The organism is Mangrovibacter sp. MFB070 (assembly GCF_000705335.1).
In the GTDB taxonomy this organism is placed as follows: Bacteria; Pseudomonadota; Gammaproteobacteria; order Enterobacterales; family Enterobacteriaceae; genus Mangrovibacter; species Mangrovibacter plantisponsor.
Genome location: NZ_JJMI01000011.1, coordinates 97037 through 109744 on the forward strand (window position 1 = coordinate 97037; position 12708 = coordinate 109744).

Here is a 12708-nt window from a genome sequence, read left to right on the forward strand (position 1 = left end):
CATCAATCTTTAATGCAGTATTAAAATTACATGAACGGGCAGATGCTAAAGCCATCTGCCCGGCAGTAGTTATTTTTTTCTCAACGATGCGATAAAAGCGAGTGCTTATGTCTGATTACGCCAGTGTACCGTTTTCTGTTCTTGACCTTGCCCCTGTACCGGAAGGTGCTGAAGCAGGCACAGCTTTCAGCCACTCTCTTGAGTTGGCAAAGCTTGCTGAGAAACTCGGCTACCACCGCTACTGGCTGGCAGAACACCACAATATGTCGGGTATAGCCAGCGCAGCAACCTCCGTGCTTATTGGCTACCTTGCGGCTAATACCACCACTCTTCATTTGGGGTCTGGTGGTATTATGCTGCCGAACCATTCTCCCCTGGTTATTGCGGAGCAATTTGGTACGCTGGAAACGCTCTTTCCGGGGCGTATAGACCTGGGGTTAGGCCGTGCTCCGGGGGGTGATCACCGTACAATGGCAGCATTACGTCGCCACATGAATAGCGAACTGGACAGCTTCCCGGAGGATGTCAGTGAACTGATCAACTGGTTCGATGCCAGTGAAAACGCTTCTGCCGTACACCCTGTACCGGGCTATGGGCTGCGCATCCCGGTATGGCTTTTAGGCTCCAGCCTGTATAGCGCTCAACTGGCGGCAAAGCTCGGGCTACCTTTTGCTTTTGCATCGCATTTTGCACCCGATATGCTGTTTCAGGCCCTGCAGCTTTACCGCAGCAACTTCGTACCTTCCAAGCACCTTGAAAAGCCTTATGCTATGGTGTGCATTAATATTATTGCTGCTGACAGCAACCGTGATGCTGAGTTTTTGTTTACTTCAATGCAACAGGCATTTGTAAAGTTACGCCGCGGCGAAACAGGCAAATTACCCCAGCCAATCCAAAATATTGCTAATTTCTGGAGCCCGGCAGAGCAATATGGTGTTCAGCAGGCACTGAGTATGTCTCTGGTTGGCGATAAAGCTAAAGTGCGCCATGGCCTGTTAAGCTTGCTACGGGAAACCCAGGCAGATGAAATTATGGTTAATGGGCAAATCTTTGATAACCAGGCCCGCCTGCACTCCTTCGAACTGGCAATGGAAGTCAAAGCGAGTCTGGAATAACGGGCTTACGCAGGGGGCAGCCCTGCGTTTTGCGGTTTACTGGTAAGCAGGCAACAAATTAAAACTGGAAAGAATGTGAACCACCGCGTTCACGATGCCAAAGCAAAGAACCAGTACAATGAGCGGTTTTCCTCCCCACACCCGAAACGGCGCATCCGGGAAACGCTTGCGTGATTTCCGTGCCAACAGAGCCGGAACAACTGCTGCCCAAATAGTTGCTGCCAGGCCGGCATAACCAATTGCATAGAGAAAACCATTTGGCCAGCACAAAGCCCCGGCAACCGGGGGCAGAAAAGTTAGCCCGGCTGTTTTCAGGCGGCCAGACGCCGTGTCATCAAAGCCGAACAGGTCAGCCAGATAATCGAACAACCCCAGAGTCACGCCCAGAAAAGAACTTGCCACAGCAAAATTAGAAAACGCCACCAGCAGCAACCCCAGGCTTTTACTGTTCAGTACACTACCCAAAGCCTGAACCAGCGCATCAATGTTGCCGCCTTTTGCAGCGATATCAATAAAGTCATGACGCGGGATATTCCCCATCGTTCCCAGTAACCACACAGTATACAGGCCAAGCGCGATAAGGGTGCCCCCCACCAGGCAACGCACGATAGCCGCCGGATTTTTCCCATAGTACTTCACAAGGCTCGGGACATTGCCGTGATAACCAAATGAAGCCAGGCAGAATGGCAGGGTCATCAACAAATACGGCGCATAATGTGGGTTGCTGTCTGCGGTGTTAAGCAATATGGCTGGCTGGACATGCCCCAGCAGTGTGCCAAAAGTGAGAAAGAACGTAATCACTTTTGCCCCCAGCACAATGGCAGTTACCCGGTTCACTGCTTTTGTGCTCAGCCAGACAATAAAGGCAATCAACAGTGCAAACCCTGTCCCGGCAAAACGGGCTGAAATATTCAGGGAGAAAGAAGAAAAAGTATGCTGCAGAATAGAGCCACTTGCAGAAATATACGCATAGGTAAGGATATACAAGACAAATGCAATGGACAGGCCATTGAGCAAATTCCACTTTTTGCCCAGTAAGTCCCGCGTCAGAGTATCAAAACTTGCTCCCGGGCGATAATTGAGGTTTGCCTCAAGGATCATCAACCCGGAGTGCAGCATGCAAAACCAGGTAAAAGCCAGTCCTGCCAGAGACCAAAAAAACCAGGCACCAGACATCACAACGGGCAGAGAAAACATACCGGCACCAATGATGGTACCTGCAATAAGCATCACTCCGCCCCAAACAGATACAGAGGCCGAAGATGATGTTGTGAGTGTTGCCATACAAGCTCCATTTAACCCATTTTTGGGTCAGTAATTATATGGAACATTGTACCAGTACATGAGTACACGCTGAAATAACGTTGCCTGAAATAGCAAAAGCGTAGTGAAGTGTAAAATGTAAACATGAGTTTACAGCTAATTATTTCACTAAAGTGAGCATGTAATCAGGGGAAAAATAGCAAAAAAAAGGCCCTGCTTACGCAGGGCCTGAATAACAGTAGTTATACTGAATTATGCTTCGCTAAAGCGGCGGCGACCTGTTGAGTCGTCACGGCGCGGGGCACGGCTGTCGCGGTTATCACGGCGTTCACCATTAAACGGACGACCACCTTCGCGGCGCTCACCACCACCGAAGCGACGGCCTTCACCACGGCCACCTTCACGGCGTTCACCGCCAAAGTTACGGCCACGGTCACCGCCACCACCACGGCGTTCGCCGCGCGGCTGTGCATCACCCAGTAACTGCATATTCATCGGTTTGTTGAGAATACGAGTGCGGGTGAAATGCTGTAACACTTCGCCTGGCATGCCTTTTGGCAGTTCAATGGTGGAGTGTGAACCAAACAGTTTAATGTTACCGATGTAACGGCTGCTGATATCGCCTTCGTTTGCAATTGCACCAACGATATGACGAACTTCAACGCCATCGTCACGGCCCACTTCGATACGGTAGAGTTCCATTTCACCAGCATCACGGCGTTCACGGCGAGGACGATCACTACGCTCACCACGTTCACCGCGCTCGCCACGGCGATCACTACGATCGTCACGGTCACGGAATTCACGGCGCGGACGGCGCTCAATTACCGGATCCGGCGGCAGAATCAGCGGACGCTCACCCTGAGCCATTTTCAGCAATGCTGCTGCCAGCGTTTCCATATCAGCTTCTTCACCCGGCTGCAGTTTGCTTAACAGTGCACGGTACAGATCAAGATCGCTGCTTTCCAGTTGCTGCTGAACACTTGCAGAGAATTTAGCCAGGCGGCGCTCGCCCAGTAACTCCGCATTCGGCAATTCCACTTCCGGAATGGTCAGCTTCATAGTGCGTTCAATGTTACGCAGCAGGCGACGTTCACGGTTATCAACGAACAGCAAAGCGCGGCCAGCACGACCAGCACGACCAGTACGGCCAATACGGTGAACGTAAGACTCCGCATCCATCGGGATGTCGTAGTTCACAACCAGGCTGATACGCTCAACGTCCAGACCACGTGCGGCAACGTCTGTTGCAATCAGAATGTCCAGGCGGCCATCTTTCAGGCGCTCCAGCGTTTGTTCACGCAGAGCCTGGTTCATATCACCGTTCAGTGCAGCACTGTTGTAACCATTACGTTCCAGAGCTTCGGCCACTTCAAGGGTCGCATTTTTGGTACGCACGAAAATAATCGCCGCATCAAAATCTTCAGCTTCAAGGAAACGAACCAGAGCTTCGTTTTTACGCATGCCATATACAGTCCAGTAGCTCTGGCTGATATCAGGACGCGTATTAATGCTGGTCTGGATCCGCACTTCCTGCGGGTCTTGCATAAAGCGACGCGTAATGCGGCGAATCGCTTCTGGCATAGTTGCAGAAAACAGTGCGGTCTGATGACCTGCAGGAATTTCCGCCATGATAGTTTCAACGTCTTCGATGAAACCCATGCGCAGCATTTCATCTGCTTCATCCAGAACCAGACCTTTCAGTTGGGAAAGATCAAGGGTGCCACGTTTCAGGTGGTCCAGCAGACGGCCTGGTGTACCCACAACGATTTGCGGCCCCTGGCGCAGGGCGCGCAGTTGCACGTCATAACGCTGGCCGCCGTAAAGGGCCAGAACGTTTACACCACGCATATGTTTAGAAAAGTCATTGCATGCTTCTGCAACCTGAACGGCCAACTCACGGGTTGGAGCCAGAACCAGGATTTGCGGTGCGCGCAACTCAGGATCAATATTGTTCAGTAACGGCAGCGAAAACGCTGCGGTTTTGCCACTCCCGGTTTGGGCCATCCCCAGAACATCACGCCCTTCCAGTAAGTGCGGGATGCATGCAGCCTGAATCGGAGAAGGTTTTTCGTAACCCAGGTCGTTCAGTGCTTCAAGGATTGGGGCTTTCAGGCCCAGTTCGGAAAAGGTGGTTTCAATATCAGCCATGTAGTACAAGTGCCTCAGTGTCAATGGCGGCCAGTCTACATAACTCATCGTGAAAACGATCTGCAATTTTCATTGAAAAGTGTGAACCGGCTCAAATTTGTTGAATTGACGAACAAAACAGCCCTCACCCCTGAAGGTGAAGACTCGATAAAAAGGGCTGAAAAAATTCGTCAGCTATTGCTGGTCCGATTCTGCCAGGTCATCTTGCTCCTGGCCCAAGAGCGATAATTCCAACAATGCATAGCGATGCTCGACAAAGTTATGAACGTTGTTAGCAAGCGCTAATTTGAACAATGCCGCAGCACTGTCCTTATCCCCCAGACTTAGGTAATGCTTACCTAAATAGAAGTTGGTTTCACTGAGATGCTCAGCGAGCGAGGTGTTATCCGTTGCATCTGCCTTGAGTCTTTCCATCAGTGTGCTTTCACTGATATCACCAAGGTAGAATTCGACAATATTCCATCCCCATTGCTCCCTGTCCGATTTATTGAAGCGTTGTCTTAACGCGTCTTTTGCCTGTTGTTCGTTTAACTTGCTTTCGTCAAGGTAAAGCCACAGGCTACGGAAAGGATCGTTAGGATCGTCATGATAAAACGCCAGCAGATCATCTTGCGCTAACCGGTACCTACCGCCGTAATACAGCGCGATACCACGGTTTAAATACGCATAGTTGTAAGTTGGATCAAGCTCAAGTACAGAATCAAACGCTTCATAAGCGGCATCAAAATTGCCCGCCTGCGTTAAGTAAATCCCGAGATAATTAAAAACCTCAGGCATATCTGGTCGGATTGCCAGCGCTTGAGAAAAATCATTCCGCGCTAAAGCTCTCAGACCGAGACTATCATACAACACTCCGCGCTCATATAAAAGCTGTGCGCGTTCATCTTCGGTTAAAGCCCGACTGGCAAGAATTTGTTCCATCCGTGCCAGGATAACTTCCTGCTGTAGTGTTGGCTGTAAAGGAACAGCAAGCACTTCATCCTTACGCCAGGCAGAGTTGCTGCATCCCGCCAGCGTCAGGGCTGTCGCAACGAAACACCAGCGCAAAAAAGGCTTCATTTCCTACTCCCGAAGACAACAAATGGATGAACGTCCTGTTACCCGGCTGTATAACATGGCTTCCTGCCCTGAATGAAACAGCTCTTCATGTCACCATGAAGAGCCAACTCCGCATTCCAGATACTGTTTTTATTACCCGCCAGTGCGGCACTGGCAGGCAACACATTTACAGACGGTATCGGGTATTAATATGCCATAGAGCGAGATTACTCTGCCTGAGTATCAACCGCTGCATCCGGAGCTGATTTTTCTTCCTGCTCCTGTGCTTTTGGCTGCTCAACAGCTTCTTTCATGCTCAGACGTACACGGCCCTGGCGGTCAACTTCCAGTACTTTAACCGGAACTTCCTGGCCCATATGCAGGTAGTCTGTCACTTTTTCTACACGCTTGTCGGCAATCTGAGAAATATGCACCAGACCTTCTTTACCGCCGCCAATCGCTACAAACGCACCGAAATCAACGATACGGGTAACTTTACCATTATAGATGCGACCAACTTCAATCTCAGCAGTAATTTCTTCGATGCGACGAATAGCATGTTTTGCTTTATCGCCATCAGTTGCTGCGATTTTCACAGTACCGTCATCTTCAATCTCAATGGTTGTACCGGTTTCTTCAGTCAGAGCGCGGATTACAGAACCACCTTTACCGATAACGTCTTTGATCTTATCAGGGTTGATCTTAATCGTATGGATACGCGGTGCAAATTCAGAAATGTCACCACGCGGTGCATTGATTGCTTGTTCCATCACACCCAGAATGTGCAGACGCGCACCTTTAGCCTGGTTCAAAGCAACCTGCATGATTTCGCGAGTGATACCTTCGATTTTGATATCCATCTGCAAAGCAGTGATACCTTCACGAGAACCCGCTACTTTAAAGTCCATATCGCCAAGGTGATCTTCATCGCCCAGAATATCAGAAAGGACAACAAAGTTATCGCCTTCTTTAACCAGGCCCATTGCGATACCCGCAACAGCAGCTTTCACCGGTACACCCGCATCCATCAGTGCTAAAGACGCACCGCAGACAGAAGCCATGGAAGAAGAACCATTGGACTCAGTGATTTCAGAAACAACACGCACAGTGTACGGGAAACGATCTGCAGCCGGCATAACAGCCGCCACACCACGTTTAGCCAGACGACCATGACCAATTTCACGGCGTTTTGGCGAACCCACCATCCCGGTTTCACCCACAGAATATGGAGGGAAGTTATAGTGGAACAGGAAGCGATCAGTACGCTCGCCCATCAGTTCATCGATGTTTTGCGCGTCACGTTCAGTCCCTAAGGTTGCAGTAACCAGAGCCTGAGTTTCGCCACGGGTAAACAGTGCTGAACCGTGAGTACGCGGCAGAACGCCTGTGCGCACATCCAGGCCACGAATCATATCTTTTTCACGGCCATCAATGCGCGGTTCCCCAGCCAGTACGCGGCTACGGACAATTGTTTTTTCCAGCGCATGCAGAATTTCACCCAGTTCGTTTTCGTCCAGGGCTTCATCTTCTGCCAACAGAGCAGCAATGACTTCAGATTTAATGACATCAACCTGAGCATAACGCTCTTGTTTGTCAGTAATGCGGTATGCATCGCTCAGACGCGCTTCAGCAAGAGCAGCAACACGCGCATTCAATGCTTCGTTAACTGCTTCTGGCTGCCAGTCCCAACGCGGTTTGCCCGCTTCAGCAACCAGCGCTTTGATATTTTCGATAACAATCTGTTGCTGGTCGTGACCAAAGACCACAGCACCCAGCATCTGGTCTTCGCTCAGCAGTTCAGCTTCAGACTCAACCATCAGCACGGCGTTATCAGTACCTGCAACCACTAAATCCAGTTGGCTGTTTTTCAGTTCATCGGCAGTTGGGTTCAGAACATACTGGTCATTGATATAACCAACACGCGCAGCACCAATTGGGCCATTGAACGGAATACCAGACAGGGAAAGGGCAGCAGAAGCACCAATCATAGCAACGATATCAGGGTGAACCTGCGGGTTAACAGAAACAACCGTTGCAATAACCTGAACTTCATTAACAAAACCTTCCGGGAACAGCGGGCGAACCGGGCGGTCAATCAGACGAGCAATCAGTGTTTCGCCTTCACTTGGACGCCCCTCACGACGGAAAAAACCGCCTGGGATACGGCCAGCCGCGTAAGTACGTTCCTGGTAGTTTACTGTAAGAGGGAAGAAATCCTGGCCGGGTTTCGCTTTTTTAGCACCAACAACGGTAACGAAAACGGCGGTGTCATCCATGCTGACCATCACGGCTGCAGTTGCCTGGCGAGCCATCATGCCAGTTTCGATGGTGACGGTATGTTGACCATACTGGAATTGACGAATGATCGGATTAAGCAAAATAGTATCCTTTCTTTAGACGAGTGACAGCACAACAAAGTGCTGTTGTGATTACCAGCCTTTATGCTCCCTCGCGACTAATGGAAACACAGAAAAATTTTATGTGCTTTCATTAGCCGCGCGAACCTCAGCAATAAAGACTATTAAAAGCAACAATACATTACTTTCTGGTTAATTGCTGCTTTTGAGTTGAAAAAAGGGGCCTCTGGAGGCCCCTTTTTCAGAAACTCGCAAATATTAGCGACGCAGACCCAGACGTTCGATCAGGGAAGAATAGCGTGCAACATCTTTACGTTTCAGGTAGTCAAGCAGCTTACGACGCTGAGAAACCATGCGCAGCAGACCACGACGGCTGTGGTGATCTTTTTTGTGCTCTGCAAAGTGACCTTGCAGGTGGTTGATCTGTGCAGTCAGCAGGGCAACCTGAACTTCAGTTGAACCACTGTCGTTAGCACCATGACCGAACTCAGAAACGATTTTAGCTTTAGCTTCAACACTTAGAGACATTTTGAACTCCAGTAATTAAATAAGAAAACAGGGCGCCAATCTCTAATTCAGCAGCCCCAGAGCCGCGCTATTCTACCTGCGCGGACAGGTTATCGCAAGGTAAGACTATGCCGGATAATGCACAACCAAACGGCGCGGCGCAACACGGCCTTCGTCATCAATTTCGCCCATACCGATAAACTCGCCAGGCTCACCTTCTGTGACGCGAACCAAACCATCAGAAGGTACCCCAGCAACCCTGACTGGCTGCCCTTGTTTGAAATAAGCAGCGACAGCGGGCTGCAAATTCACTTGAGGGAAGTCAGCCGCCGGGCTGTCCATTGGCATCAGCAGAGGGTCCAGTACTGTCTCAATACCAGTGCCCTCTTCCTGGGCCTTAGCAACCAGTGTATTCAGGTGCTCAAGGGTCACCATACGCTCGACCGGATATTTACTGACGGCTAAACGCCGCAGAAAAGTTACATGCGCACCACAACCCAGTTTTTCACCCAGATCATCAATGATAGTGCGAATATAAGTACCTTTGGAGCAATGGATTTCCAGCTCAAGCTCATTACCCTCGTGGCGAATAAACACCAACTCGTACACAGTAATGGCACGCGCCTCGCGGGGAACTTCAATGCCCTGACGGGCGTATTCATATAAAGGCCGGCCCTGGTACTTAAGAGCAGAGAACATGGATGGCACTTGTTGCGTTTCACCACGGAAGGTTTCCAGCGCCTGCTGCAGTTCTGTTTCACTGAAGGTAACCGGGCGCTCCTGAACAACCATGCCATCTGCATCTGAGGTATCGGTGCGCTGCCCAAGCCGGGCAATAACACGGTATCGCTTGTCTGAATCCAACAAGTAACGGGAAAACTTGGTTGCTTCACCAAGGCAAACAGGCAGCATGCCGGTTGCCAGTGGGTCGAGCGCCCCTGTGTGACCAGCCCGGTTAGCATTAAAGAGACGTTTTACTTTTTGCAGCGCATCATTCGATGACAGGCCAGGAGGTTTATCCAGCAATAAAACGCCATGGACATCGCGCCCACGCCGACGAGGACGACTCATCAGTCCTCCCGGGTGCTGTCATCCGTTTCCGAATTGGAACGGCGCTCTTCATCCTGCTTAACCACACTGCTGACCAGGTTTGACATCCGCATCCCTTCAACCAGAGAGTTGTCGTAGATGAATGTCAGTTCTGGAACAATGCGCAAACGCATGGCTTTACCCAGCAACATACGAATATAACCAGATGCATCCTGTAGCGCTTTCACGCCAGCTTTTACCGCGGCTTCATCCTGATCATTCAGAAAGGTGACATAAACTTTTGCGTAAGCTAAATCACGGGATACTTCAACACCTGAGACAGTTGTCATCAGACCTACGCGCGGATCTTTAATTTCACGCTGCAGAATGATTGCGATTTCTTTCTGCATTTCCTGAGATACGCGCTGCGGGCGACCAAACTCTTTCGCCATAATATTTTCTCCAGACAAATCAGGGGGGCACCAGGCCCCCCTTAATAATCCTACCGAGCCCCGAAAGGGATTAGGAAATGGTACGTTGAACTTCGATAATTTCGAAGACTTCAATCATGTCGCCGGTGCGAACATCATTGTAGTTCTTAACGCCGATACCACATTCCATACCATTACGGACTTCGTTAACGTCATCTTTAAAGCGACGCAGAGATTCCAGCTCGCCTTCATAGATAACCACGTTATCACGCAGAACACGAATTGGGTTGTGACGTTTAACCACACCTTCCGTAACCATACAACCTGCAATCGCGCCAAACTTCGGTGATTTGAACACATCACGAACTTCAGCCAGGCCGATAATTTGCTGTTTGTATTCCGGAGCCAGCATACCGCTCATAGCCTGTTTAACTTCGTCAATCAGGTTATAGATAACGGAGTAGTAGCGCAGGTCGATGCTTTCAGCTTCAATAACCCGGCGAGCAGAAGCATCGGCACGGACGTTAAAGCCTACAACAATCGCGTTGGATGCAGCAGCCAGCGTCGCATCGGTCTCAGTAATCCCACCAACACCAGAGCCCACAATTTTCACTTTTACTTCATCTGTGGACAGCTTGATCAGAGAGTCGGTAATTGCTTCAACAGAACCCTGAACGTCGGCTTTCAGTACGATGTTAACCTCAGAAACTTCACCTTCAGTCATGTTAGCAAACATGTTTTCCAGTTTAGATTTCTGCTGACGAGCCAGTTTAACTTCACGGAATTTACCCTGACGATACAGCGCAACTTCACGCGCTTTTTTCTCATCACGAACAACCGTGGCTTCATCACCGGCAGCTGGTACACCAGACAAGCCCAGGATTTCTACTGGAATTGACGGACCCGCTTCTTCTACATCTTTGCCCAGTTCGTTACGCATTGCACGAACACGGCCATATTCGAAACCGCACAGAACGATATCGCCACGATGCAACGTACCTTCACGAACCAGTACAGTTGCTACCGGACCACGGCCTTTATCCAGGAAGGATTCGATGACCACACCGCTCGCCATACCATTACGTACAGCTTTCAGTTCCAGTACTTCAGATTGCAGCAAGATAGCATCCAGCAGCTCATCAACACCGGTGCCTGCTTTTGCAGAAACATGAACGAACTGGCATTCACCACCCCATTCTTCCGGAATGATACCGTACTGAGCCAGTTCGTTTTTAACGCGATCCGGATCTGCTTCTGGTTTATCAATCTTGTTCACAGCAACCACTACCGGGACTTTCGCCGCTTTAGCGTGCTGGATAGCTTCAATAGTTTGCGGCATCACGCCATCGTCTGCTGCAACAACCAGCACTACGATATCTGTTGCCTGAGCACCACGAGCACGCATTGCGGTAAACGCTGCGTGGCCAGGGGTATCCAGGAAAGTAATCATGCCGTTATCAGTCTGAACGTGATAAGCACCGATATGCTGGGTAATACCGCCAGCTTCACCAGAAGCAACTTTCGTAGAACGAATGTAGTCCAGCAGAGACGTTTTACCGTGGTCGACGTGACCCATGATAGTAACAACAGGTGCACGCGGTTCTGCCTGAGCACCAGTATCACGGTCGCTCATTACCGCTTCTTCCAGCTCGTTCTCACGACGCAGGATAACTTTGTGACCCATTTCCTCAGCAACAAGCTGAGCGGTTTCCTGGTCAATCACCTGGTTGATGGTTGCCATGGCGCCCATTTTCATCATTGCTTTGATGACCTGAGAACCTTTCACCGCCATTTTGTTAGCCAGTTCCGCAACGGTGATGGTTTCACCAATCATGACATCACGGTTAACTGCCTGAACAGGTTTCTGGAAACCTTGTTGCAGAGCGCTGCCTTTACGCTGACGACCACCTTTACCACCACGAATAGCGGCACGAGCTTCTTCACGGTCAGCTTTGGATTCAGCGTGTTTGTTACCTTTCTTAGGACGTGAAGCTTTAGCATTGCGACCACGGCCACGGCCACCTTCAACTTCACGGTCATTATCATCTTCAGCCTGACGAGCATGCTGAGACGTCGTAACGTGATAGTCGCTGCTTTCCGTTTCTTCCTCAGTATTACGCCAACTGTCGGCATTCTCTTCCGCCATGCGACGCGCTTCGTCTGCAACGCGGCGAGCCTCTTCTTCAATTTTGCGGCGGGCTTCTTCTTCAGCCTTACGTTTCAGCTCTGCTGCTTCTGATTCACGACGGGCTTTCTCAGCCTGTACGGCTTTCTGTTGTTCGGATTGTTGATTGCTCACTTTGCTATTTTCCGCAGCTTCACGTTTCGCTTGTTCAGCGGCCTCACGCTTCGCATGTTCATCGGCATCGCGTTTGGCTTTCTCTTCCGCTTCGCGTTTGGCCTTTTCCTCAGCCTCACGTTTAGCAGATTCCTCTGCTTCACGACTGGCCAGCTCTTCCGCCTCACGCTGCGCTTGCTCTTCCGCGGCAAGACGCTCAGCTTCTTGCGGATCACGTTTTACAAAGGTGCGCTTTTTGCGGACTTCAACTTGTACCGATTTACTTTTACCACCGGTACCCTGAATACTCAAAGTGCTGCGCGTTTTGCGCTGCAATGTTAACTTGTCCGGCCCTGAACCATGTTCACGGTTCAAAAATGCCAGCAAAGTTTGCTTTTCTTGTGCTGTCACTGAATCTTCAGACGATTTGCGGATCCCGGCATCAGCAAATTGCTGTATCAGGCGATCCACTGGAGTCTGAATCTCCGCGGCCAGCGATTTAATAGTCACATCTGTCATGCTGTTCCTTCCTGCTACAG

At 50.2% G+C, this 12708-nt stretch carries 10 protein-coding genes; 1 reads left to right on the top strand and 9 read right to left on the bottom strand.

Going from position 1 to position 12708, the window contains the following annotated elements:
- The first annotated feature begins 107 nt into the window (after positions 1 to 107).
- Positions 108 to 1115, top strand: a complete 1008-nt coding sequence (locus DT73_RS04990) for a luciferase-like monooxygenase (RefSeq protein WP_036104829.1) — start codon at positions 108 to 110, stop codon at positions 1113 to 1115.
- A gap of 36 nt (positions 1116 to 1151) precedes the next feature.
- On the opposite strand, the gene mtr is transcribed toward DT73_RS04990, so the two are convergent.
- From mtr to infB, 9 genes are all read right to left on the bottom strand, one after another.
- A complete protein-coding gene (mtr, locus tag DT73_RS04995) occupies positions 1152 to 2399 on the bottom strand; it encodes a tryptophan permease (protein ID WP_036104830.1) in 1248 nt (415 codons plus the stop codon).
- Positions 2400 to 2630: 231 nt separating this feature from the next.
- Entirely contained in the window at positions 2631 to 4529 is a 1899-nt protein-coding gene (locus DT73_RS05000) for a DEAD/DEAH family ATP-dependent RNA helicase (protein WP_036104831.1), read from the bottom strand.
- Positions 4522 to 4602 carry a protein YrbN gene (gene yrbN, locus DT73_RS26105; RefSeq protein ID WP_110027122.1) on the bottom strand — a complete coding sequence of 27 codons (81 nt, stop codon included), beginning with the start codon at positions 4600 to 4602 and terminating at the stop codon, positions 4522 to 4524. Before yrbN ends, DT73_RS05000 begins: the two co-directional genes overlap by 8 nt.
- A gap of 101 nt (positions 4603 to 4703) precedes the next feature.
- Positions 4704 to 5588 carry a lipoprotein NlpI gene (nlpI, locus tag DT73_RS05005; RefSeq protein ID WP_036104834.1) on the bottom strand — a complete coding sequence of 295 codons (885 nt, stop codon included), beginning with the start codon at positions 5586 to 5588 and terminating at the stop codon, positions 4704 to 4706.
- A gap of 206 nt (positions 5589 to 5794) precedes the next feature.
- Entirely contained in the window at positions 5795 to 7945 is a 2151-nt protein-coding gene (gene pnp / locus DT73_RS05010) for a polyribonucleotide nucleotidyltransferase (protein WP_036104837.1), read from the bottom strand.
- A gap of 237 nt (positions 7946 to 8182) precedes the next feature.
- Positions 8183 to 8452 carry a 30S ribosomal protein S15 gene (gene rpsO, locus DT73_RS05015; RefSeq protein ID WP_036104840.1) on the bottom strand — a complete coding sequence of 90 codons (270 nt, stop codon included), beginning with the start codon at positions 8450 to 8452 and terminating at the stop codon, positions 8183 to 8185.
- 105 nt (positions 8453 to 8557) lie between these two features.
- Positions 8558 to 9502, bottom strand: a complete 945-nt coding sequence (truB, locus tag DT73_RS05020) for a tRNA pseudouridine(55) synthase TruB (RefSeq protein ID WP_036104843.1) — start codon at positions 9500 to 9502, stop codon at positions 8558 to 8560.
- Complete coding sequence (gene rbfA, locus DT73_RS05025) at positions 9502 to 9912, bottom strand: 30S ribosome-binding factor RbfA (RefSeq protein ID WP_036104845.1); 411 nt, start codon at positions 9910 to 9912, stop codon at positions 9502 to 9504. The genes truB and rbfA overlap by 1 nt, the downstream gene beginning before the upstream one ends.
- A 70-nt stretch (positions 9913 to 9982) precedes the next feature.
- Positions 9983 to 12688 carry a translation initiation factor IF-2 gene (infB, locus tag DT73_RS05030; protein ID WP_036104846.1) on the bottom strand — a complete coding sequence of 902 codons (2706 nt, stop codon included), beginning with the start codon at positions 12686 to 12688 and terminating at the stop codon, positions 9983 to 9985.
- Positions 12689 to 12708 lie beyond the last annotated feature (20 nt).

What these genes read in the sequence shown, in the direction of transcription:
- DT73_RS04990 (WP_036104829.1), top strand. Translation starts at nt 108, where the DNA reads ATGTCTGATTACGCCAGTGTACCGTTTTCTGTTCTTGACCTTGCCCCT.
- mtr (WP_036104830.1), bottom strand. Translation starts at nt 2,399, where the DNA reads ATGGCAACACTCACAACATCATCTTCGGCCTCTGTATCTGTTTGGGGC.
- DT73_RS05000 (WP_036104831.1), bottom strand. Translation starts at nt 4,529, where the DNA reads ATGGCTGATATTGAAACCACCTTTTCCGAACTGGGCCTGAAAGCCCCA.
- yrbN (WP_110027122.1), bottom strand. Translation starts at nt 4,602, where the DNA reads ATGAAAATTGCAGATCGTTTTCACGATGAGTTATGTAGACTGGCCGCC.
- nlpI (WP_036104834.1), bottom strand. Translation starts at nt 5,588, where the DNA reads ATGAAGCCTTTTTTGCGCTGGTGTTTCGTTGCGACAGCCCTGACGCTG.
- rpsO (WP_036104840.1), bottom strand. Translation starts at nt 8,452, where the DNA reads ATGTCTCTAAGTGTTGAAGCTAAAGCTAAAATCGTTTCTGAGTTCGGT.
- truB (WP_036104843.1), bottom strand. Translation starts at nt 9,502, where the DNA reads ATGAGTCGTCCTCGTCGGCGTGGGCGCGATGTCCATGGCGTTTTATTG.
- rbfA (WP_036104845.1), bottom strand. Translation starts at nt 9,912, where the DNA reads ATGGCGAAAGAGTTTGGTCGCCCGCAGCGCGTATCTCAGGAAATGCAG.
- infB (WP_036104846.1), bottom strand. Translation starts at nt 12,688, where the DNA reads ATGACAGATGTGACTATTAAATCGCTGGCCGCGGAGATTCAGACTCCA.